General features: G+C 33.4%; 16 protein-coding genes. 14 read left to right on the top strand and 2 right to left on the bottom strand.

Annotated features, from left to right (window positions below; translation table 11 throughout):
* Positions 1–75: 75 nt before the first annotated feature.
* The 12 genes from Q4Q34_RS08170 (at position 76) to Q4Q34_RS08115 (ending at position 21,959) form a co-directional block, all read left to right on the top strand.
* Positions 76–1,452 carry an OmpA family protein gene (locus Q4Q34_RS08170; protein ID WP_303316771.1) on the top strand — a complete coding sequence of 459 codons (1,377 nt, stop codon included), beginning with the start codon at positions 76–78 and terminating at the stop codon, positions 1,450–1,452.
* Positions 1,453–1,550: 98 nt separating this feature from the next.
* Positions 1,551–4,310, top strand: coding sequence for a PD-(D/E)XK nuclease family protein (locus Q4Q34_RS08165; protein ID WP_303316770.1), 2,760 nt, complete (start codon positions 1,551–1,553; stop codon positions 4,308–4,310).
* 1 nt (position 4,311) lies between these two features.
* Positions 4,312–5,148 (top strand): alpha/beta hydrolase family protein, encoded by an 837-nt coding sequence (locus Q4Q34_RS08160; RefSeq protein ID WP_303316769.1) that lies wholly within the window; start codon positions 4,312–4,314, stop codon positions 5,146–5,148.
* 52 nt (positions 5,149–5,200) lie between these two features.
* On the top strand, positions 5,201–6,187 hold the full coding sequence (locus Q4Q34_RS08155) for a GntR family transcriptional regulator (protein WP_330444598.1): 987 nt from the start codon (positions 5,201–5,203) through the stop codon (positions 6,185–6,187).
* Between the two features lie 174 nt (positions 6,188–6,361).
* Complete coding sequence (locus Q4Q34_RS08150; RefSeq protein WP_303316767.1) at positions 6,362–9,376, top strand: SusC/RagA family TonB-linked outer membrane protein; 3,015 nt, start codon at positions 6,362–6,364, stop codon at positions 9,374–9,376.
* 17 nt (positions 9,377–9,393) lie between these two features.
* Positions 9,394–10,998, top strand: coding sequence for a RagB/SusD family nutrient uptake outer membrane protein (locus Q4Q34_RS08145; protein ID WP_303316766.1), 1,605 nt, complete (start codon positions 9,394–9,396; stop codon positions 10,996–10,998).
* 154 nt (positions 10,999–11,152) lie between these two features.
* A complete protein-coding gene (locus tag Q4Q34_RS08140; RefSeq protein WP_303316765.1) occupies positions 11,153–12,928 on the top strand; it encodes a glycoside hydrolase family 36 protein in 1,776 nt (591 codons plus the stop codon).
* Between the two features lie 7 nt (positions 12,929–12,935).
* On the top strand, positions 12,936–14,591 hold the full coding sequence (locus Q4Q34_RS08135; protein ID WP_303316764.1) for a solute:sodium symporter family transporter: 1,656 nt from the start codon (positions 12,936–12,938) through the stop codon (positions 14,589–14,591).
* Between the two features lie 18 nt (positions 14,592–14,609).
* Positions 14,610–16,091 (top strand): glycerol kinase GlpK, encoded by a 1,482-nt coding sequence (glpK, locus tag Q4Q34_RS08130; RefSeq protein ID WP_303316763.1) that lies wholly within the window; start codon positions 14,610–14,612, stop codon positions 16,089–16,091.
* A 1-nt stretch (position 16,092) separates the two neighbouring features.
* Positions 16,093–17,784, top strand: a complete 1,692-nt coding sequence (locus Q4Q34_RS08125; RefSeq protein ID WP_303316762.1) for a glycerol-3-phosphate dehydrogenase/oxidase — start codon at positions 16,093–16,095, stop codon at positions 17,782–17,784.
* A gap of 17 nt (positions 17,785–17,801) precedes the next feature.
* Complete coding sequence (locus Q4Q34_RS08120; RefSeq protein WP_303316761.1) at positions 17,802–21,110, top strand: VCBS repeat-containing protein; 3,309 nt, start codon at positions 17,802–17,804, stop codon at positions 21,108–21,110.
* A 240-nt stretch (positions 21,111–21,350) separates the two neighbouring features.
* Positions 21,351–21,959, top strand: coding sequence for a hypothetical protein (locus tag Q4Q34_RS08115; RefSeq protein WP_303316760.1), 609 nt, complete (start codon positions 21,351–21,353; stop codon positions 21,957–21,959).
* Between the two features lie 308 nt (positions 21,960–22,267).
* Here Q4Q34_RS08115 and Q4Q34_RS08110 read toward each other — a convergent pair whose 3' ends face one another.
* Positions 22,268–22,600 carry a hypothetical protein gene (locus Q4Q34_RS08110; RefSeq protein WP_303316759.1) on the bottom strand — a complete coding sequence of 111 codons (333 nt, stop codon included), beginning with the start codon at positions 22,598–22,600 and terminating at the stop codon, positions 22,268–22,270.
* A gap of 385 nt (positions 22,601–22,985) precedes the next feature.
* Between Q4Q34_RS08110 and Q4Q34_RS08105 the strand changes: the two genes are divergently transcribed.
* Together Q4Q34_RS08105 and Q4Q34_RS08100 are read left to right on the top strand one after the other, a co-directional pair.
* Positions 22,986–23,240 carry a helix-turn-helix domain-containing protein gene (locus Q4Q34_RS08105; RefSeq protein ID WP_303316758.1) on the top strand — a complete coding sequence of 85 codons (255 nt, stop codon included), beginning with the start codon at positions 22,986–22,988 and terminating at the stop codon, positions 23,238–23,240.
* 63 nt (positions 23,241–23,303) lie between these two features.
* Positions 23,304–23,675, top strand: coding sequence for a helix-turn-helix domain-containing protein (locus Q4Q34_RS08100; protein ID WP_303316757.1), 372 nt, complete (start codon positions 23,304–23,306; stop codon positions 23,673–23,675).
* An 871-nt stretch (positions 23,676–24,546) separates the two neighbouring features.
* Here the strand turns inward: Q4Q34_RS08100 and Q4Q34_RS08095 are convergent.
* Complete coding sequence (locus Q4Q34_RS08095) at positions 24,547–25,815, bottom strand: NAD(P)/FAD-dependent oxidoreductase (protein WP_303316756.1); 1,269 nt, start codon at positions 25,813–25,815, stop codon at positions 24,547–24,549.
* Positions 25,816–25,823: the final 8 nt, after the last annotated feature.

Below are 25,823 nucleotides of genomic sequence, written 5' to 3'. Positions count from 1 at the left end.
ATATTTGTCTTTGTTAATAAAATTTAACAACTTACTTTTGTTTACAATTAACACTTAAAAATTAAACTTTTGAATATGAAAAATCTTAGCAGATTATTGTTCGCTATGTTGTTTGTACTTGGTTATAGCAACGCTAATGCGCAAGACAAAAACAATCCGTGGCAAATTACTATTGGAACGAACGCAGTTGATGCTTATCCTTCTGGGGACGGCGCTCCTTTTAGCGAAACTATTTTTAGTAAATATGTTGACGTAGATAACTGGAACATTTTACCTTCTTTATCAACTATCACAGTATCAAAATACATAGGTGATGGTTTTTCTTTCGGAATTGGTGGTTCTTTAAACAAAATAGAGAACTGGGGAGAAGATGCTAATGGAGACGCTCTTAAAGTAGATGATTTATCTTACTATGCTGCAGATGGTACTATTAAATATAGTATTGGTGAAGTATTAGATTGGAACACTTTCGAGCCTTATTTAGGTGTTGGTGGTGGTTACACATGGATAGATGAAGTTGGAGCTGGAACTTTAAACGGAACTTTAGGTTTCAACGTTTGGTTTAGTGAAAACATTGGTTTAACTCTACAATCAACATACAAACATGCATTTGAGGATTACTTAAACACTCATTTCCAACATACAGCTGGTATTTCTATCAAATTTGGTGGAGCTGATGCTGACGGTGATGGTATCTACGACAAAGATGATGCTTGTCCAGATGTTCCTGGTTTAGAAGAGTTCAATGGTTGTCCTGATACTGATGGTGATGGTATTGAAGACAGCAAAGATTCTTGTCCTAACGAAGCTGGTTTAGCTGAACTTAATGGATGTCCTGATACTGACGGTGATGGTATTGCTGATAAAGATGATAGCTGTCCTACAGTTGCTGGTTTAAAAGCTTTAGCTGGTTGTCCAGATGCTGATGGTGATGGTGTTAAGGATAGTGATGACAAATGTCCTCAAACTCCAGGTGCTCCTGCTAATAACGGATGCCCTTGGCCAGATACTGACGGTGATGGTGTATTAGACAAAGATGACAAATGTCCAGATGTTGTTGGTACTGTTGCTAACAATGGTTGTCCTGAAGTAACTGAAGAAGTTCAAAAAACTTTAAATGAGTATGCAAAAACTATCTTATTTGATACAGGAAGATCTTCTATTAAATCTCAATCTGAAGCTGTATTAGGAGATATTATTAATATCTTAAATGAGTATAAAACTGCAACATTTACTGTTGAAGGACACACAGATAGCGTTGGTAGAGAATCTACTAATCAAAAATTATCTGAGTCAAGAGCTAATTCAGTAAAAGACTATTTAGTTTCTCACGGTGTTGATACTTCAAGATTATCTTCTGTTGGTTATGGTGAATCTAAACCAATCGATTCTAACAAAACTAGAAAAGGTAGAGCTAATAACAGAAGAGTTGAAATCAACTTAGTAAAATAAAAAACTATTAATTAGTTTTAAAATAAATAAGTTTTACAAAAAACGCTTCGGATATCCGAAGCGTTTTTTATTTTTATATAATACCAATTAAACCTTCAATGACTACTTTTATTTTTGATGTTCTAAAAGATTTACATAAAAATAATCAAAATCTTTCAGAATTAACCTTTGTTTTACCAAGTAAAAGAGCTGGGTTATTTCTAAAACATCAACTCTCCAAAGTAGTTGAACAAACTATCTTTTCTCCTAACATAATAAGCATTGAAGAATTTGTAGAAGACTTATCAGAACTTAAAAACAGCACCAATACAGAGCTTCTTTTTGAGTTTTATAGCACTTATATTAAATTAACGAAACCTAATGAAGCTGACACTTTTGAATCGTTTTCAAAATGGGCTCAAATATTGCTTCAAGACTTTAATGAAATAGACCGATATCTCATACCTCAAAAAAATATCTTTGACTATTTAAGTGCTATTCAAGACTTAAATCACTGGTCGTTAGAAAATAATAAAACCGAATTTGTTAAAAATTATTTATCCTTTTGGAACAAACTCCATAACTACTATATCCAATTTACCCAGCAACTCATAAATAAAAAAATTGGCTATCAAGGTCTAATTTATAGAGAAGCTGTTAATAATTTAGAAGCTTATATTCAGGAAAACTCAAAAAAACAACACGTGTTTTTAGGTTTTAATGCTTTAAATACTTCTGAAGAAACCATCATACAAAAGCTGCTTGAAAACAACTTAGCAAAAACGTATTGGGATATTGATGCTGTTTTTATAAACAACCAAAAACATGATGCTGCCTTATTTACACGACAACATAAAAATAATTGGTCATTTTTTAAAAACAAGCCTTTTAATTGGATAACAACAAACTATTCTGAAGAAAAAAATATTTCGGTTTTTGGTATTCCAAAAAATATTGGGCAAGCAAAATATATAGGGTCGCTTTTAAATAATTTACAAAAAGACAATCAATCATTACAGAATACAGCTGTGGTTTTAGGTGATGAAAATTTACTTATACCCGTTTTAAATTCGCTCCCTCAAGCTATTGAAGCATTAAACATAACAATGGGGTTCCCTTTAAAGTCTATCCCCATAGCCTCTCTTTTTGAATCGTTATTTCATTTACACAAATTACCATCAAGCACATTTTATTATAAAGATGTTATAAATATAATATCTCATCAATTTATAAGACCTTTATTTCATACCAATGAGGTAGATGTGGCGACAAAAATAATCGAGACTGTTGATTCTAATAACTTGGTTTATTTAACAGCCGAACGCTTAAAACAATTAGCTGGTAATTCCATTCATATTATTGATTTATTATTTTCAAATTGGGATCAATCTGTTAATAATGCTTTAAAGAATTGCTCCCAATTAATAATACTCATCAAAGATTATTTGGACAATGAAAAAACTTCTAACTTATTATCGTTAGAATATTTATTTCGCTTCAATGAGCTTTTTAATGAGCTATCTCGCTTGAATACAGCATATCACCACATTAAAGACATTTCAACGCTGTACAGTGTTTACAAAGAACTATTAAGCTCAGAAACCCTAGACTTCCAAGGAGAGCCTTTGCAAGGGCTTCAAGTTATGGGTATGTTGGAATCGCGTGTTTTAGACTTTGAAACCGTTATTATTTCATCTGTAAACGAAGGGATTCTCCCTTCTGGCAAAACCAATAATTCATTCATCCCATTCGACGTTAAAATAGAAAACAATCTACCGACCTATAAAGAAAAAGATGCCGTTTATACGTATCATTTTTATAGACTTTTACAACGTGCTAAAAAGGTGTATATCCTTTACAATACAGAGGCAGACATTTTAACTGGTGGAGAGAAAAGTAGATTTATAACTCAGTTGGAATTAGAAGGCATACATAATATCGATCATCAAATTATTGCTCCCCAAGTTCCCGTAATTGAAACCTCGTTAAACACAGTAGAGAAAACGAATTCTGTTTTAAGTGAACTAAAAAAAGTCGCGCAAAAAGGGTTTTCACCATCATCGCTAACTAATTATATAAGAAACCCTATTGATTTTTATTATCAGAAGGTATTAAAAATAAAGGAGCATGATAATGTAGAAGAAACTGTAGCTGCTAATACTTTAGGAACCGTTGTACACAATACCCTAGAAGACTTTTACAAACCATTAATTGGTACTTTTATATCTGTAGAAATAATTAAAGAATTAAAAACTAATATTGTAAAGACGGTTACACATCATTTTACAGATGTTTATAAAGAAGGTGATATTACTAAAGGCAAAAACTTAATAATTTTTGAAATTGCAAAAAGGTATGTATCAAACTTTTTAGATTTAGAAATTGACGATTTAAAAGCGGGTAATCAAATAAAAATAATAGCTATTGAAGCTAATAATAATGTTGCTATTGATATTCCAGAACTTGACTTCCCAGTTATTATTACTGGTAAAGTAGATCGAGTTGATGAATATAATGGAGTTACAAGAATTGTAGATTACAAAACTGGAAAAGTCGAACAAAATAGTGTTGAGATTATAGATTGGGAATCCATTACAACAGATTACTCTAAATACAGTAAAAGTTTTCAAGTACTCACCTATGTCTACATGATGCATGTGTCTAATCAAATTCAGCTTCCGGTTGAAGCCGGTATTATATCATTTAAAAACCTAAGTAAAGGCTTTTTAAAATTCTCTAAAAAAGACAAAGCAGGGGCATATGCCAAAAAAGACGCATTGATTACTCAAGAAACCCTTGACCATTTTTATAAAGAATTAAAACACCTTGTTTTAGAGATTTGCAACCTCAATATCCCATTCATAGAAAAAGAAGTATAAAATGATTGATAAAAAAAATATTGTTATTGAAGGGAAGCACGGAAAGCCCATTTTAATAGATGTAACGTATACTGTAAATGGCACAAATAAGCCTATTATTATATTTTGTCATGGCTACAAAGGTTTTAAAGATTGGGGCGCATGGAATTTAATGGCAAATACATTCGCAAATGCTGGATTTTGCTTTATAAAGTTTAATTTTTCGCATAATGGAGGCACCGTCAAACAGCCTATAGATTTTCCCGACTTAGAAGCTTTCGGTAATAATAATTACACAAAAGAGTTGGATGATCTAGAAACTGTAATGGATTGGGTTTTTAAAAATGATACCCTAAAAGATAAAGGAAATACCGCTAACATTAGTTTAATAGGACACAGTCGTGGCGGCGGTATTGTTTCTATAAAAGCAGAAGAAGACTCCCGTGTTAAAAACGTGATAAGTTTAGCAAGTGTTTGTGATTTTGGTAAAAGAACGGCAACAATTGGCGATTTGGAATCCTGGAAAAAAGACGGTGTAAAATATGTTCTTAATGGTAGAACTAAACAACAAATGCCTCATTATTATCAATTCTATGAAGACTTCGTAAAAAACGAATCACGGTTAACCATCAAAAGAGCTGTGTCTAACTTAAAAGTACCACACCTCATTATTCATGGCCATGCAGATACCAGTATTTTTATTGAAGAAGCACATAAACTTCACAAGTGGAACCCAAATAGCAAACTAGAAATTATAAAAGACGCAAATCATGTTTTTGGGGCTTCACATCCTTGGGAAAAAGATAATTTACCAATACATTTACAAAAAGTTATACAAGCAATCTTATCTTTTTTATAATTCAAATTCTAACTAATGATTTATGAAATTCCTTTTTGAAAAAATAAATGATTTGAAAAATACTAAACCACTTACTAAGCATGAGCAGCTAGTAAATGCAATAATTAGTAAAATTGAATCAAAAGAACTAAAAAAAGGAGATCGCTTACCATCAATTAATAAAATGGTTGCTGAAATCGGTTTTGCCAGAAAAACCATTGTTAAAGCTTACGAAGACTTAAAAGGAAGAGGCATTGTAGAATCTAAAAACTTTAAAGGCTATTATATTGCTGATGTAAATACCAATACAAAACTAAGGGTAGCACTTTTACTTTTCGCGTTTCATTCGTTCCAGGAAGATTTTTATAACACCTTTAGAAAAGAATTAGGTAAAAAATATATTATAAATGTTTTTTTTCACCACAATAATATTGATGTTTTTAAAGATATTCTCTCAAGAATCTCAGGGAGGTATGGTATGTATGTTATCGCACCTATACAAACCCCGGAAGTGGGACTGTTATTAAAAAATATTCCTAGTGAAAAATTATTAGTTATAGATAGACATATCCCTTTGCCAAGAGATTACTCATATATCACACAAGAGTTTGAAGATTCAACCTATGATCAATTAAAAAAGCTACTTCCTGAAATAAAAAAATATAAAAAGTTTATCTTATTTTTTAAAGACGATTCTGATAACCCTGTAGGCGTCTTAAATGCTTTCAATAAATTTGTTGATGAATATAATATCGATGCTAAAGTAGAAAAAGAATATAAAAAAGAGAGTGTTGCTAAAAACACTTTATACTTTTTTATTAGTGATAACTTTTTATGGGAAGTTCTTAAAGATAGCAAGTTAAAAGCCTATACTATTGGAAAAGATATAGGTGTTTTGGCTCATAATGATAATGCTATTAAGGAAATTATTTTTGGAGGCATTACTACAATCTCTACAGATTTTAAAAAAATGGCTTTAGAAGCTGCTAATTATTTAAAATTCAAGGAACATACTCGTAAAATAGTACCTTCCGAGCTAATTCACAGGAATTCATTATAGCAATATTTAAAGGGTTTTATTCCTAACTATCTAGTTTTTAGATGTATTTTTTTATATATTCTTAAAATCTATCAATTTTTTTTATATATTTGCAAAGTAGCATACTGTAGCACACTTTTAAATAACCAAAGTAGCATACACTATCACAATTAAAACTAACTTAAATATTGACTTATGAAAAAAAATGTACTAAGACTATTATTTGCCTTAGTCTTTTCCCTCTCGGGAATGGTTGCTAATGCTCAAACATCAACTGTTTCAGGAACAGTTACAGACGGAAAAATTCCGCTTCCCGGAGTTAACATTATTGTGAAAAACACAGCAAATGGTACCTCAACAGATTTTGATGGAAACTTTACCATTAGTGATGTTAGCTCAGGAGACATTCTTGTTTTTAGCTATGTTGGCTATAAAAATCAAGAAGTTACTATCGGAAACGAAACTACAATTAACGTAGCTTTAATCGAAGATGCTGCTGCATTAGAAGAGGTCGTTATTGTAGGTTATGGAACAACAAACAAACGCGAATTAACTGGTTCTGTAGGGTCAGTTAAAGGAGGTGACTTAGTAAATACAGTAGCCGGTAATCCAACCGCAGCACTGCAAGGAAGGCTTACTGGAATACAAGTTGAGAACCCTGGAGGTCAACCAGGTGGAACAGGAAATGTATTTATTAGAGGTATCAATTCCTTAAGTAATGCATCACCGCTTTATATAGTGGATGGATTATTTGTAGATAATATGAACTATATAAACCCTATAGATATAGATAACATCTCTGTATTAAAAGATGCCGCCGCTGCTGCAATCTATGGTTCTAGAGCAGCCAATGGCGTTGTTTTAATTAAAACAAACCATGGTAGAAAAAATAAAGGTTTAGAAGTTACCTTTAATACTAGAATTGGTTTTGATACGCCCAGCAAAAAATTAGATTTTATTAATGGTCAGCAATACACCGATTATTTAAATCAGCGATTTGCTAATGATGGTAGTTCAACAACTGTCTCATTTAACGGTGTAGATACAGATTGGCAAGATGAAAACCTTCAAAGTGGAATTATCGAGGATTACGGACTATCACTTTCTGGTGGTGGTGAGAAATCATCTTATTTTTCATCTATAAACTATTATAATCAAGATGGTATTTTGATAGGATCTGGATTTAAAAGATTAAATGCTAGATTTAATAGTAATCATGAATTTGGTAAATTTAAATTATCTCAATCATTAGGTATTACCGAAGCAAAATTACAAGAAAACAACTGGTACGGTTTTGATGGTACTACTGCTCCTACTGTAGCACTAAGAAATGCTAGCAATGATGGTGGTTTTGAAGCACCTTCTACAGATGTTCAGGGTCCAGGTGGTGTTAACCAATTTGCTTTAGCTACTCTGGAAAATAATTTAGAAACCACTAGAACATTATTCTCTAGTTTAAAACTAGACTACGAAATAAATGAAGCTTTAACGGCCTCTGTTAATTTAGGTGTTGATTACACCTCTCAAAAACGTTTTCAGTTTACGCCAACCTATTTCATGAGTTTAGTAGATCCGGTAAGAAATGTGAATGATTTAAATGATTTAACAGAGTTTAAACAAGAAGATATTAACTTGTTATTCGAACCTACTTTATCATACAACAAAACATTCAATGATGTACATAAAATATCTGCCGTTCTAGGTTATACCCGATTTATTGAAACACAAAAAAGCAGTGGAATCTATGGACAAGGTACACCTGCCAATAGTATTCAAGTTGTTGGGGCATTACCTTCAAGCGATCAAAATATACTTTTAGGACAAGATAATGAAGCTGGTTTAATATCTTATTTTGGTCGTTTAAATTATAACTACAATGACAGATATATTTTCTCTGGAACTTTAAGAAGAGATGCTTCGTCTAGATTTGCAAAAGATAATCAAGAAGGTTATTTTCCTTCTGTTTCTGCTGCATGGAATATTAGTAATGAAGATTTCTGGGAATCTGAAACCATTAACTTTTTCAAGTTAAGAGTATCTTATGGAGAGTTAGGATCATACCCAGATGTATTTTATCCTACACAAGCCGTATTTCTTGCCAACCAATCAAACACAAGTTTTGGGGGTGGTACAGCAAACGGTTTAGCACAAACAACACTTGCAGACGAAAACCTAGTATGGGAAACCACAAAAACTTTCGATATTGGAGTCGATATGTCCTTATTGAATAGTGCCATTACTTTTTCGGCAGACTATTATTCAAAAGATGTTGAAGATGCTTTAGTACCTATCAGTATCCCATCTACGGCTGGTGTTAGCTTACCTGTTACCAGAAACGCTGGAACACTTGTTAATAATGGTTTTGAGTTTGATGTTACTTACAAAAAATCCGAAGGTGATTTTACTTATAGTGTAGGCACTAATTTTTCTTTCAATCTTAAAAATGAAGCCAAAGATATTCCCGCAACTATTTTAGGTCCTGGAATAGATGAAGATTTACGTGTTGTAAATAGAACTGAGGCTAATGGCCCTGTAGGTGCGTTTTATGGCTGGGTTGTTGAAGATAAAGTAGACCCTGCTACTGGTGATTTTATTAGAGTTGATACCGATGGTGTTGCTGGAATTACTTCAGACGACCAAACAATTATTGGAAATCCAACACCTGATTTTACTTATGGTTTAAATTTTTCTGGGGAATACAAAAAGTTTGACTTTTCATTAAACTTTAATGGGGTTTCTGGAAACGAAATATATAACCTAAGTAGATATTACAATATCTTATGGCAAGATGGTGGTAAACTCACAGATGTCCTTAATTCATGGACGCCTTCAAATACTGATACCAATATTCCGAGAGCAACAGTAGATGATCCTGCTGGCAATAAAGAACCTTCTTCCTTCTTTGTAGAAAACGGATCTTACTTTAGGTTAAAGAACTTAGAAGTTGGATACAATTTCGGAGAAAAGGCACTTGGCGTTGATTGGATAAAAAGTGTCAGGCTATCATTAAACATTCAAAATGTTTTTGTAATAACAGATTATACTGGTTACGACCCAGATATAGCGTCAACAAATGGCGGTAGAGCCAATTTAAATTCAGGTGTTCCTGGAGTTAGATCTGGAGTAAACCCTTTACTAGGTAGGGGTCTAGACCAAAGAGCGTATCCTAATGCCAGAACATTCATGTTAGGCTTACAGGCTAAGTTTTAATCCATAAAAAATATATTATGAAAAAAATGATAAAAATAAAGTCCTTATTAGGCATAATAACATGTTCGTTATTACTAGTATTGTTTGCTTGTTCTGATAATATATTAGATCAACAAAATAACAATGCAACATCTACAGCAAATTTTGGTACTTCTGTAGAACAAGTGGAGTCTGCTATAAACGGAGCTTTTCACCCCATTACAGGAACCTTTTTCTGGGGAAGAATTATACACACAGGAGCGATGTTACGATCAGATGAATTTAACGTATTTCCTTTTGGTTCTAATACAGCCATGTCAACTTTTTTAGGAAACCCTGGAGACCGTTGGGCTACTGAACCTTGGCAAGAACTTTATAAGTCTATTGCACGTTGTAATAATGTTATTATTAATGTTACTGAAGAAGGTATTCCAGACCAAACCACTAGAGAAAATTTAGTTGGACAGGCATATTTCTTACGTGCCTTTGATTATTGGTATTTAGTAAATCTTTATGGTAACGTGCCTTTAATTACAGAATTACCAGATTTAGATAATTTACTAGTAGAACAAGCGACTCCAGAAAGTATTTGGGCTCAAATAATTTCAGATTTAGAAATGGCTGAAACCATGCTTCCAGAGAGTTGGACAGGTGAAGATTTAGGAAGACCTACAAGCGGAGCTGCCACAGCTTTAAAAGGAAAAAGCTATTTATACATGGAACAATTTGGTCCAGCTGCAACGACATTGGGAAGTTTAGTTGGAAAATACAGCTTATTACCAGCTGCCAATTTTGGAGAAAACTTTTCTACAACCAATGAAAATAATAGCGAGTCTGTATTTGAATTACAATTTTTAGGTCAACAGACCTTTGTATGGGGATCTGATATTCCTGGAACAGGAAGCATGGGGAATTACCATATAGACTATGCAACGCCAACAAAGTCTCCAGATAAAGGACACCTTATCAATCCTTGGTTAAAAGATTTATTTGAAGCTAATGGAGATACTGTACGTAGAAACGAAACTTTACTTTATGATTATCCAGGAGCTACAGGATATGGAGGCGCAAGTTTCAATATCGATTTAGCAGATACTTTAGATGAAGATGGTAATGTTGTTGCTGGTGACCTTACAGTAGCAGCAGATGCAGGATTAGAAGCTATATACGGGAAAAAATATTCTGGGATGGACTTAGGAGCCAGAGGGGATGTGGATTTCTTAGGCACCAATGTTGGAAACAACTGGAGAATTATTCGCTATGCTGATGTTTTATTAATGTTAGCCGAAGCATTAAACGAAGATAATATGACATCTCAAGCTATTCAATATATAGATATGGTTAGAGATAGAGCAAATTTAACATTAATAGCAGATACAAATCCAGGTATTAACCAAGCCGATATGCGTCAGGCTATTATTGAAGAACGCGCTATGGAACTTGCAGGCGAAGGCCACCGTTTCTTTGACTTAGTTCGTTGGGATTTAGCTGATGATTATCTGGGGGCAACATCTTTACATGGCGCACACCCAAAATCATTAAGTGGCGGTGTTTTTCAAAGTAACAAACACGAGTTGATTTGGATACCAAATTCTGAAAGAGATTCTAATCCGAATCTTGATCAAAATCCAGGTTATAATTAATCATTGAAAAAAATTGATTTTTAGTTTAGTTTGTAGATTGAACAAAAGTCGAGTTCCTTTAATTAACTCGGCTTTTCTCAATCTCCCACCAGCTATCTTAAAAGTTAAAACAGCACTTTAATTAATTGCTTCTCACAATTAATACAACATTAGAATGGCAAAAAAAGAAAACTATATCCCTTCTGTAAAAGACATCCAAGTTATTGGAGCTTCAGACACTTTCAATACGGAATTAAACGTTATTTCTAACAATAACGATCTTTCTATATTTAATTTCAATATTACAGCTTCAACACCAGAAACTCCAAGACCGATAACATTAAAATGGAAAATCCCAGCACACAATGTGAAAGGCGTCTGGAAACCTACAACAGATTTTGCAAAACGCATACATGCAGATTGGGAAATGCAACCTATGGAATCAAGAATATCTATAGATGCGCCTGTTATTGGTTTATTTGGTCATGATGATAGTAATAGGTTAACCTTTGCATGCTCTAATGCTATTAACAAACTAGAACTTAACACCGAAATAAGAGAAGAAGATGATTATTTTTACTGTTATATCACGTTCTTTTCTGAACAACAATCTAAAATAGATCATTTCAATGCTCAGATTAGATTAGACTTTGGTGAAAAGCATTTTTCTGATGCTTTAAAAGATGTTTCAAAATGGTGGGAAACATTTGAAAATCTTAAACCTGCCCCTGTACCAGATATTGCTTTAACACCATTATATTCTACATGGTATCAATTCCATCAAAACCTAGAAGAAGATGTATTATTAGAAGAGTTTAAAATGGCCTATAACTTAGGCTACAAGTCTATAATAATTGATGATGGCTGGCAAACAAATGATAGCAACAGAGGGTATGATTATACTGGAGATTGGAATCCAGATCGTCTCTCAAAAACAAAAGCTTTTGTTGATAATGTCCATGCTATAGGCATGAAAGTTGGCTTTTGGTACTCTGTTCCTTTTTGTGGAAAAAAATCAGAAGCCTATAAACAATTTAAAGGCAAATTCTTAACAGAAAACCACCGTTGGGCTCCTGTATTTGATCCCCGTTACCCAGAAGTGAGACGTTATTTAATAAACATCTATAAATCTGCCTTAATCAACTGGGACCTTGATGGGTTTAAACTAGATTTTATTGATGATTTTAGACTATATCCTGATACCATTAAAGAAAAAAGCAATGGAATGGATTATGGTTCTATTAATGAAGCCGTTGATAGACTACTAACAGATGTCATGGTTACTCTTAGAAATATAAATCCAAATATTTTTATAGAGTTTAGACAAAAATATACAGGTCCGGCCATGAGAAAATACGGCAACATGTTTCGTGCTTTCGATTGTCCAGGAGATGCCACAATGAACAGAGTCAGAATTGCTGATATACGAATGTTAGCAGGCAATACTGCTGTACATTCAGATATGATTACCTGGCACAATGAAGAATCATTAGAAGTTGCCGCACTACAAATGGTGAATACCTTATTTGGAGTCCCTCAAATATCAGTAAAACTAAAAGATATCCCAGAAGATCATTTAAAAATGGTTAAATTCTACACGAATTATTGGAATGAAAACAAGGACACCATTACAACCGGTAATTTTATACCTTATAATCCGCTAGCAAATTATCCATTAAAACAAGTTTCAAAAAACGGAACAGCTATTTTTGGAGTATTTGATGATTATCTTCTTGAGTTGAAAGAAAGCTTTAATAATATTCATATTATAAATGGTAAACTGTCAGAAAGCATAGTTATTAAAATGGCTTCTTCAACAAAAGACTATAACTATGAGACCATTAATTGCAAAGGAGATGTCGTAAATCAGAATTCAATAGTACTAAAACAAGGAGTGACTGAAATTAAAGTGCCTGCATGTGGTATGATTAAACTAACTTTAAAAAAATAATTAAACTATGGGAACGCTATCAATTATTTCATTTATTGGTTTTACATTATTGGTAGCCTTTATTGCATGGTATGCAACACGCAAAACAGACGAGAGGTCTGCAGACGGTTATTATCTTGGAGGAAGAAGTTTAGGAGCTATTACCATAGCAGGCTCTTTATTACTAACAAATCTTTCAGCAGAACAAATTGTTGGACTAAACGGACAATCTTTTGCTCAAGGGGTGCTAGTGATGGCTTGGGAAACATTAGCTGCAATTTCTATGATTGTAACAGCTATTTATCTGTTACCAAAATATATGCGATCGGGCATTACTACAATTCCACAATTTATTCAAGAACGATTTGATGCGCAAACCAAATCGATATTATCTATACTCTTTTTGGTAGCTTTTGGCATTGTATTATTACCAACTATACTATACTCAGGCTCTCTGGTATTCAGTACCATGTTTGATTTACCAGAGACTTTAGGGATATCTCAATCCGCTGTCATTTGGCTATGTGTTTGGTCCATAGGAATTATTGGCTCTATATATGCCATTTTTGGAGGACTAAAAGCCGTAGCTGTTTCCGATTTAGTTAACGCTATAGGCTTGTTAATCGGAGGGCTTTTAATTCCTGTTTTTGGTTTAATGCTTATAGGAGATGGTAGTGTGTCAAATGGAATAAGCACATTATGGGAGGCCAATCCAGATAAGTTTAATGCTAAAGGAGACATCGATTCATTTATTCCATTCAGTACTATTTTTACGGGAATGATGATAGCTCAAATGTACTACTGGGGAACGAATCAATCTATTTTACAACGTGTATTCGGAGCAAAAAGTTTAAAAGAAGGCCAAAAAGGGATGATACTTGCAGGGTTTGTAAAGTTCTTAATTCCAATTATTGTGGTATTACCAGGTATCATTGCCTGGCATCTATTTGAAGGAAACTTGGAAAATGCAGATCAGGCGTATCCGGCATTAGTGCGTAAAGTATTGCCTGGAGCATTTTTAGGGTTCTTTGCAGCTGTTTTATTTGGAGCTGTTTTAAGTTCATTTAATAGTCTATTAAATAGCAGTTCAACTTTATTTGGTGTTGATCTCTATCGCCAATATTTCAATACAAATGCCTCTGAAATAGAAATGGTGAAAGCTGGGAAAATATTCGGACTGATTCTAGCCATAATATCTATGACAATATCTCCATTCATCGCCAATGCACCTGATGGTTTGTTTTCATATATACAAGAATCTTTAGGAAGTTTAAGTGTTCCAATACTAGCCGTTGTAACAGTTGGAATAATCACCAAAAATGTACCCGCTTTAGGAGCTAAAATTGTTTTAACAGTTGGCGTGTTAATGTATTTAGTAAGCCAGTTTGTATTAAGTCCCTATTTTGTTGAAACGGCATTGGCAGAAGCAGCAGCTAATGGTATTACAAATGCAAAAGAATTGGGTATTATAAAAGCGAAGGCATATCCTCATTTTTTACATATTATGGGAATTCTATTTGTTATTAATGTCGCTTTTATGTTATTAATGGGTAAATTATACCCTAATAAAAATATCTACACACCTACAATTACTGAACAAATAGATATTGAACCATGGAAATATGCTAAGGTGGTAGGAATAATAATTACGATACTTGTTTTAAGTACTTACTTTATTTTTTAATTAAAATATGGCCCTATAATGAATAAGAAATATGTCATAGCATTCGATCAAGGAACTACAAGTACAAGAACCATTGTCTTTGATGACAAAGGACAAATAAAAGCAATTGCTCAAAAAGAACTAACACAACATTACCCGCAATCTGGTTGGGTAGAGCATGATCCCTTAGAAATTTATAACGATCAATTAGAAACTTTTAACCAAGCACTTTCAGAATCTGGCATAAAAATCGAAGACATTGCAGCTGTAGGTATTACAAACCAAAGAGAAACAACCGTAGTTTGGGATAAAGAAACAGGAGAACCTATCCATAATGCCATTGTTTGGTTAGACAAAAGAACCTCTGAGATTTGTAAGGAACTTAAGCAAAGAGGGCTTTCAAAATACATTCAAAAAAACACAGGACTTGTTATAGATTCTTATTTTTCTGGAACCAAATTAAAATGGATTTTAGAACATGTGGAAGGTGCACAAGCAAAAGCAGAGCAAGGTAAATTATTATTTGGCACTATTGACAGTTGGTTAATCTATAAATTCACCAAGGGTAAAAAGCATGTTACGGATCATACCAATGCATCCAGAACCATGATTTACAATATAAAGACATTAAACTGGGATAAAAAGCTATTAGAGGTTTTAAAGATCCCTGAATCCATGCTTCCTAAAGTTCAAAACTCTTCTTCAGATTTTGGCTCGATTGATTATAAAGGTATAGACATCCCTATTTATGGTGTTGCTGGAGATCAGCAAGCATCATTATTTGGTCAAGGTGGGTTTCACTCTGGCATTGCAAAGAGTACTTACGGAACAGGTTGTTTCATATTACTAAATACAGGAGAAAAACAAGTAAGGTCTAAAAAAGGGCTTTTAACAACACTAACCTGCAGCCTCGACTCTGAATCTGTAAATTACGCCTTAGAAGGCAGCATTTTTGCTGGAGGCGCATCCATTCAATGGTTGCGAGATAGGATGCAAATTATTGAAAAGGCAAGTGATACTGAGGCTATTTGTAATAGCATACCACCTTTAAAAAAGGTATATGTTGTGCCGGCATTTGCTGGTTTAGGAGCCCCACACTGGGATGCCAAAGCCAAAGGAAGTGTTTACGGCATGACATTAGATACAGGAAAAAATGAGCTTATAAAAGCAACGGTTGAAGCTTTAGCATATCAAACTAAAGATGTTATAAATGCTATGGTGAAGGATAGTAATGAAAAAATAGTAACCCTAAAGGTTGATGGTGGTGCTAGTGCTAATAATTATCTCATGCAATTTCAGTCAGACCTTTTAAATGTAGATGTAGATAGACCAAAAATGATAGAAGTAACAGCATTTGGAGCAGCATTATTAGCTGGGATAAAAGCAAATATTTGGAACAAAAACCATGTGGAAACTATACGAAAAGTTGATACTGTTTTTAGTCCAAAAATGGATAATAAAACAAGAAAACAAAAATATAAAGGCTGGAAAAAAGCCGTAAAAAGAACTAAAAGACATTAGAATGAAAGTAGATAAGGAAGAAGGAAAGAAGCGTTTTTCAGTTTTAAACAGAAGTAAACAATTTGAAAAGTTAAGCAGTAAAAAGTTTGATTTAGCTATTATAGGTGGAGGTGTTACAGGAGCAGGTATTGCTTTAGATGCAGCTTCTAGAGGATTAAAAGTGTGTCTTATAGAAAAAAACGACTTTGCCTCAGGGACTAGTAATAAATCCACAAAATTGATTCATGGTGGTTTAAGATATTTAAAACAATTAGAAATAGGCTTAGTAAAAGAATCTGGTTCAGAACGTGCTATCGTTCATAAATTAGCACCACATTTAGTCATTCCAGAAAAAATGCTACTGCCTCTAGTTGAAGGTGGTACCTATGGCAAAATGATGACTTCTATTGGACTCATGGTTTATGATATTCTAGCAAATGTATCTGGTAATGATAGACGTAAAATGTTAGATAAAAATGAAACTCTAACAAAAGAACCTTTATTAAATGAATCTGTAGTTTTAGGAGGCGGACTTTATGCTGAATATAGAACAGACGATGCCCGATTAACCATCGAAATACTAAAAAAGGCTGCCGAGTTTGGTGCCACAATAGTTAATTATTGTGAAATGGAATCGTTTAGTTATGATGCAGACTCCAAAATTGAACACCTAAACTGTATGGATCATAACACAGGAAACAAACTAAGCATCAAAGCACGAAATTATGTGTCTGCTGCTGGTCCCTGGGTAGATATTGTGAGGAAAAAAGACGCATCCATGAATCATAAATATTTACACCTTACCAAAGGCGTTCATATTGTTATTCCTTCCGAAAAATTACCAATAAATCAACCCGTTTATTTCGATGTACCGGATGGCAGAATGATTTTTGCAATTCCGAGAGGACGGGTTACTTATGTTGGTACAACCGACACCAATTATTCAAGTAATTTAGAACGCGTAGTTGCTACAAAAAGCGATGCTGAATATTTACTAAATGCCATAAACAAGACGTTTCCAAGTATCGTTTTAACTCTTAATGATATAGAATCTAATTGGGCGGGATTAAGACCTCTCATCCACGAAGAAGACAAAGACCCTTCAGAACTATCAAGAAAAGATGAACTTTTTATTTCAGATAGTGGTCTTATTTCTATAGCAGGCGGAAAACTTACTGGTTATCGTAAAATGGCACAACGTGTTATCGAAGCCGTTTTAAAAACCATGAGTAAAAAGCGAAAGTCCAAATTTAAAAAATCATCAACTGAAACAATTCCTTTAGTGAGTCCTGCGCTTCATTCTAAAGAAGCGGTAAACACTTATCAAACAGATATAGAAAATCAATTATCTAAATTAGGAATTGTAGAGCCCTATCACGCTTGGTACCTGTGTACTACTTATGGAAAACAGGCCGATACTATAATCGATAAAATGAAAGATTTCGAGAATGAAGATGCTTTAGAAAGGTTAATTAGGGCAGAAACCTGGTATGGCATTCACTATGAAATGACCAATAGTTTAACAGATTTCTTTGTTAGACGTACTGGCCGTTTATATTTCAATATTCCAAGCATTAAAAAATATTTGGATATTGTTTTGAAAGATTTTATTATGTACTTAAATTGGAATGAATCCAGAATTAATTCTGAGAGCAACAATATGGAGTTACTAATACAGGACGCTACAACTTACTATACCGAAGAATTTAAATAAAAAAGAAGATTAATAGCATGAAAATTAGAGTATTAAAAATAATGACTGGTTTGTTTTTTTTGATACTCTTTTTTAATTGTTCAAAAGAAAAAGAGTCTATTTCAAATAGTAAAATATTTGAAACACTTAACGCTTCAAAAACAGGTATAGATTTTTCTAATACACTCACAGAAAACGATTCGCTTAATTATTTCACATACTCCTATTTGTACATGGGTGGCGGTGTTGCTATAGGAGACATAAACAACGATGGACTAAAAGATATCTTCTTTACAGGAAATCAGGTTTCAAATAAATTATATTTAAATAAAGGCAATCTTCAATTTGAAGACATCACAGATCTCGCAGGTGTTTCTGGAGATAACAGATGGTATACAGGTGTTACCATGGCAGATATTAATGCCGATGGTTACTTAGATATTTATTGTTCTGTAGCTGGCAAATTTAATCCTAAAGAAAATCAGCTATACATTAATAATCAAGATGGCACTTTTACTGAAAAAGCATCAGAATATGGTTTAGCAGATCAAGGAAACAGTGTACAAGCCACTTTTTTTGACTATGACAAAGATGGTGATCTTGATGTATATGTTGCCAACTATCCCATAACCAAATTTAATGCCTCTGTTTATGTTTACCAGCAAAAAATGGCGCAGGTTAATGATGTAGAAACTGATCATTTATACAGGAACGATGGTACATCCTTTACAGATGTAACCAATCAAGCAGGCGTAAAAAGTTTTGGTTTAACATTAAGTGCGACTGTTGGTGATTTAAATAATGACACATGGCCAGATTTGTATATTTCAAACGATTTTGCCTCGCCAGATTACATGTATATAAATAACCAAGACGGCACCTTTAGAGAGGTCGTAAAACAAGCAACTTCGCATACAGCTTTTTATGGCATGGGTGTAGACATTGCAGATTTTAATAATGATGGCAACCTGGATATCTATCAGGTAGATATGGATGCAAAAACCAATAAACGCAAAAAAGCAAATATGGCTGGGATGAATCCAGATTTGTTTTGGGGTGTGGTAAATGCTGGGTTTCATTATCAATATATGCAAAATTGTTTACAGCTAAACACAGGTGTTTTTGAAGACAACAACCCTTTTTATTCCAACATATCAAGATTAACAGGCGTTTCTTCTACAGATTGGAGCTGGGGGCCTTTATTTGCAGATTTTGACAATGACGGCTTAAAAGATTTATTCATCTCAAATGGTACAAGACGGGAGGTAAATAACCGTGACTTTTTCAATAATCTAAGTGACGATTTCTCTATTGATAGCGATAGCACCTTAGCAATGAGTTTAAAAATTCCTTCTGAGAAAATCGACAACTTTATTTATAAAAACAAAGGGGACTTAAAATTTAAACAAGCCAATAAAGATTGGGGTATCGAGTTTAAAGGGTTTTCTAATGGTGTGGCTTATGCAGATTTAGATAATGATGGTGATTTAGAAATCATCACTAACAATATTGATGATTATGCTTCTCTTTTTGAAAATAAAAGCTCAGAAATCAATAATTATTTGAGCATACAATTTGAAGGTACTTCAAAAAATAAATTTGGTTTAGGGAATCGTGTTTTTGTTACTTCTAATAACGAAACACAAATGCAGGAACTTACATTAACTCGTGGGTTTCAATCTTCGGTAGCGCCAGAAATACATTTTGGCTTAGGCACATCCAATACTATAAACGAATTAAAAGTGGTTTGGACAGATGGAAAAATTCAAAAATTAAATAACGTTTCAAGCAATCAAACGATTATTTTAAAATACTCGGACGCTAAAGGTGATTCAGATCCTATTTTAAACGACTCAAACAAACTATTTTCTTCTCATGTAAAAGCCGTTTTCCCAGAATATAAACACGACGAAAATAATTTTGACGACTTTAAATATCAAGTGCTTTTGCCTCATAAAATGTCTACACTCGGCCCTGCCCTTGCAGTTGGTGATTTAAATCAGGATGGCTTAGACGATTATTTTATTGGCGGATCATTTAATAGAACAGGAAGCTTGTTTTTTCAAACAGATAACGGGTTTGAAATTCAAAATTCAGAGGCATTCCAGTCTGATAAATTAAGTGAAGACCTTGGGGCTTTAATTTTTGATGCAGACAATGATGGAGACAACGATCTGTACGTGGTAAGTGGTGGTTATGAATTTTCACCAAAATCTAAAATGCTCCAAGACAGATTATATATAAATGATGGAAACAGCCATCTAACAAAAACAAAAAATGCTTTACCCGAAATGATAGTAAGTGGCTCTAAAGCCTATAATCTTGATTTTAATAAAGATGGTAAGCAGGATGTATTGGTTTTAGGAAGGCAAATTCCAGGTAACTATCCATCAGTAGCAAAGAGCTTTTTATTGGAGAATAAAACAGAGGGCGGCATTGTAAAATTTGAAGATGTTACCAAAAAATTCGCTAGTTCCTTTGAAAATCTAGGCATGGCTACAAGTGCTATTATCACCGATTTTAATAATGATGCATGGCAAGACATCATCATAGTTGGAGAATGGATGCCCATCCGTGTGTTTCAAAATACAAAGCATGGTTTTAAAGAAGTATCTGAAGCAGTTGGCCTCACAAAAGACACTACGGGTTGGTGGTGGAGTATTAATGAAGGGGATTTTGATAATGATGGTGATATGGATTATATCGTTGGAAATAACGGACTAAACTATAAATATAAAGCCACCGAAAATGAAACTTTCGATATTTATGTGAATGATTTTGATAACGATAGTAAAAAAGATATTGTATTAAGTTACTATAACGAAGGCAAGCAATACCCCGTAAGAGGACGAGAATGCTCATCGCAACAAATACCAAATATTAAAGAGAAGTTTAAAAACTACGAAAGTTTTTCTGAAGCTACTCTGGTGGATGTTTATGAAGAAAAATCCTTAGAATCTGCCCTGCATTATCAAGTAAAATCCTTTGCCAGTATTTATCTTGAAAATAAAGGCGGGACATTTATAATACATGAACTACCTGTTGAAGCTCAAGTGTCGAGTATTAATAAAATCCTTATTGATGATTATGACAATGATGGTGCCTTAGATGCCCTAATTGCAGGAAACCTATTCATGTCTGAGGTTGAAACACCACGTAACGATGCCGGTTATGGTTTGTTTTTAAAAGGAAATAATTCGGGTTCATTTCAAGCTATACCTTCTTCTGAAAGTGGATTGTTTATTCCCGGAGATGTAAAGGATATAGAAACCATTGCTGTTAAAAACAAAAAATATATCATAGCTGTAAAGAATAATGATAGTTTACAGGCTGTGAAAATTAACTAACACCTTAAATCAAAAGTACGCCTTCCAATTTTTTCATAGCAAAGAAGCAAAAAACAACATACCTATTAAAAAAATAATCGGTAACTCTTTCTCTTTTAGAATTTTGTAATTCAAAAATAACTAATCATCAAAAAAACAAATACATTTACTTAAGTTTCGCTTAAAGTATTTGCATGCTTAAGAATTAACTTTATATTTGGCATAGTATAACTACAGTTTTCAATCCTTAAATTTTATAATATGAAAAAACAATTAACATTTATTTTGGCGCTATTTTGTGTGTCCTTAATCTATTCACAAAAAATTAAAGTAGTGAGTGGAGGCTTTGATTTTATTAAAGATCAAAAACAAATCAATGTCGAGTTTGTATATGACAACATGAAAATCTTCAAGAAAAACCTCACTAACGATGAATATGTGAAGGAACGATCTGAAGATTTAGAGTCGAAAGGGAAAGGAAAAGGAAAAGCCTGGAAGAAAAAATGGGAATCTAGTCGTACAATTATTTATGCTCCAAAATTTTTAGAGCTTATGAATAGAGATTTGCATGAAAAAAAAGGAATGTCGTTTGAAGAAGGTCTTTCAGATGCAAAATATACACTTGTAGTAGAAACTGTATGGATTTACCCAGGATGGAATGCTGGCGTTATGAGACAACCAGCAAAAGTATCTACTTTACTAAAGTTTGTTGAAACTGCTAATAGAGATAATGTGGTATTGGAAATTACAGCTAAAAATGCTCCCGGAAACCGATTTGGAGGAACCTTTAGTAACGAAGACCGTTTAGGAGAAGGTTACGCAAAAACAGGTAAAACCTTATCTAAATTAATTATGAAAAAAGCTTTTTAAGCTAATTAAATAAAGAAGTAAAGAAGCGAATAGTCAACACAACTATTCGCTTTTTCTTTTTCCATATCAATGAATTGTTTTACTCGGTATTTTTTTTCCTTTGTTTGGTATAAGTGCTTTGATTATTGTTTTTATTGAGTATTTCAGAAAAAGAAACAAGTACTGGTTTAGATATAAAATGAAGAGGCCTACAATTTAGTGTCATTGCGAAGGAGGCACGACTGTGGCAATCTGTTCAATTTATAAGAGTTCCCTGGCTCCGCAAATGAAAAGAGCCAAAAACACCTGAGAACTGGTGTTGTTTGGCTCTAGCTATCAACACTTAGTATTTTATTGGCCTTAACGCATTGGTCAATATTTTCAATAATCATAATTTCTGTAATCAGTTCCCTGTTCTTATAATATGTTTGTGGAAGTTTCTCAAAGAACGCATCGAAATATTTTTTCTCTAAAATATCGATTTCTATATCATGGTTTTTACACAGGTGCATAATGGTGATAATCTTTAGCCCCGTTATACAATGTTTTACAACGCTATCCGCTAACCCAGAGCTGTTCAACAATGAAATAAGTGTGACTATAACGGCATAGGGCGGCATTGCAAACGTATCTGGCAATAAATCGGTTACTGTTTTTTCCATAGCAATACATGTTACTTTTTTATTGGTTAGTAAAATTTAAAGTTTAGTTGCCTGAAACATGAGGTAAATACCTCACTATAACCTGTAATGTATGGAAACAAAAAAGGCGCGGAACTCAACTTACCTATCAGGGGTACTGGTATACCTTGGAACGATAAGAGAGCCCACGCCCGGGTACGTGAGCCAATCTGCTTATCATCTCGTTTGCAAAAAAATTACCCGTTTTCTTTCCGAGATTCTAAGCAATTGCTTCAATATTTTAAAAGAAGAATTGCAAAATTATTAATTCTGGGTCTAATATAATAAAAATTTATTAATCGCTGTCTTTAAAGACAGCGATTTTTTTTCAAGAATAAGTCATATTCAAAGACATAATAATAAGAATATGAACAAAAAATATAAAGAAGAAGTTTTAGTCTTATTTGGAAGACGTGTTGCCGAACTAAGATTAGACAAGAAATTAAGCCTTAGAGAGTTAGCGAAAGAATGTGATTTGGATAATAGTAAAATAAATAAAATTGAGAAAGGTAAAATTAATGTTCAGTTTTTTACAATTTTAGAGCTTGCAGGAGCATTGAAAGTACATCCTAAGGAATTATTTGATTTCAAACACGAATGGAAAGAGGAAGCCTTTATGTAACTTTTTTTAATTTTCTTGACTAACACAGTATATTTACTTACAAAGATTTTCAAATTTTACAATATGAGAAAGTATGGTAAAATAGAATTACATCTTTTAAATATTCAAATAGGATGTGTTCTAAGACTGGCAAGATTGAAGAAAGGTCTATCTCAACATAGTCTCTCTTTAATGTTAGGCTCAAACCCAACTATGGTGGGAAGAGTTGAAAGATTTGAAAACGTTAGTGGTTGGGATAAGATATATTTTATAAGTCAACAATTAGATGTTGATTTTAGTAACTTATTCATTTTAAAGAGCAAAGATGATTTATTATCTATAGTAGAAGAATCTTTAAAGCTCGAAAGTAAGCTTACTCAAGACAAAAGGGACTATTATATTTTTTTGAAGATGACGATTACTAACAAATATGATTTACTGAAGAAAAAGGGTTAATCTTAATGGACAACTGTTTTGTGCATAGGTTTTAATGCCTTTACACTGCTCCCGCCAGTTTGCAACTGGTGGCACGAAACTGTTACTCATCTGTGATGAGTACCTTTTTGTTTAATTTTTAAACGGCTACATACAAAAGCTATTCTGTATCTAAAGTAGCTTCCTAATTTATTTTTTCTTACTCTTATTGCCACAAGTTAAAAACTTGCGGTAGCGAATATACTATAACCGATCAGGGTTTTGAAATCATAAGATTGGAAAATAATTCTTTTGTAAAGACCTGTTCAAGAGATTCTTCGCTACGCTCTGAATGACACACGCTCCCATCAGTTTGCAACCAGTGGTGGGGGAAACAGATAACCATCTTATTTTTTCTTAATTAAATAAAGAAGTAAAGAAGCGAATAGTTTTTTAACTATTCGCTTCTTCTTTTTCCATCTCAATAATACGAGCAACAGTCTTAACCAATCTATGATGATTTTTCACAAAGGGATTGGTTTCATCACTGCTCCCGCCAGTTTGCAACTGGTGGCACGAAACTATTACTCATCTGTGATGAGTACCTTTTTATTTAATTTTTAAACGGCTACATACAAAAGCTATTCTGTATCTAAAGTAGCTTCCTAATTTATTTTTTCTTACTCTTATTGCCACAAGTTAAAAACTTGCGGTAGCGAATATACTATAACCGATCAGGGTTTTAAAATCATAAGATTGAAAAATAATTCTTTTGTAAAGACCTGTTCAAGAGATTCTTCGCTGCGCTCTGAATGACCCACGCTCCCATCAGTTTGCAACTAGTGGTGGGGAAAACAGATAACCATCTTATTTTTTCTTAATTAAATAAAGAAGTAAAGAAGCGAATAGTTTTTTAACTATTCGCTTCTTCTTTTTCCATCTCAATAATACGAGCAACAGTCTTAACCAATCTATGATGATTTTTCACAAAGGGATTGGTTTCATCCCATACATATCCAGCTAAAACGGCACATATTTGTTTTTTAATTTCAGGATTCTCCGGCTTGTGGAAAAATATTTCTTGAAGATTTCCAGTATACCATTCCTTTACATAAGTGGCAAAAACATTAACCCCTTTTTTAATGTAATCTGAATACTCTACTTCCCAATTAACTTCCTCATTCTGTAATTCTTTAACTATTAATTTTGCAGCAAGTAAAGCAGATTCAGTCGCAAACGTAACTCCAGAAGAAAACACAGGGTCTAAAAATTCGGCACTATTACCAGTGAGTACATATCCCTTGCCATAAAGCTGAGTTACAGATTTAGAGTAATTTTTTATTTCAACAGGATTGAATAAAAAATCAACACCTTCAAACCTATCCCCATAATAATCTGAAAGTTTGAGCATTTTTGCTAACTTTTCAGTCTGCGTTCCTTCAAAAGATTCTATAAATTCTGTTGGTCCAACATAACCAATACTCGTTGTATCATCAGAAAACGGAATAACCCATAACCATACTCGTCTATCTATAACATCAAATGTTATGCGCGTACCTTCCCACCCTTCAGGGCGTTTTATATCTTTTACATGTGTAAATATTGAAGACTGATTAAGAAGTTCTGATGGTTTTTCTAAGTTTAAAAGTCGTGGTAAGACCCTACCATACCCACTTGAATCAATAATATATTTTGCTTTAACCGTACTGCTTTGTCCCTCTTTATCCTTAATGGTCGTTATAGAAGTTCCATCCTCATTAAAAACAACATCAACCACCTCATGTTCAAAAGCAATATCTACACCTCGTTTTATAAGTTCATTTGCAAGTACATTATCAAAATCTGCTCGCGGTGCTTGCCAAGTCCAATCCCAACCTTCTGTATGTTTCTTACTAAAATCAAAATTACACACTTCTTCTCCCCTAATAAATCGCGCCCCTTTTTTAACTTCAAAGTCACACTTTTTTAGTCTATCTAACAAGCCTACTTCTTCAAAATGATCCATGCATCTAGGCAACAAGCTTTCTCCTATAACAAACCTTGGAAACCTACTTTTTTCTATCACTTTTATCCTACATTTCTTGTCGTATAAATATGATGCAGAGACAGATCCAGATGGTCCTGCCCCTATAATTAGGACATCAACACTTTCTTCGCTTACAATCTTTTTAGTTGGTATCATTTATTATT

The organism is Flavivirga abyssicola (assembly GCF_030540775.2).
GTDB classification, from domain to species: domain Bacteria; phylum Bacteroidota; class Bacteroidia; order Flavobacteriales; family Flavobacteriaceae; genus Flavivirga; species Flavivirga abyssicola.
Note: the sequence above shows the minus strand (reverse complement) of the source record. Positions and strands in the feature narration are given on the sequence as shown.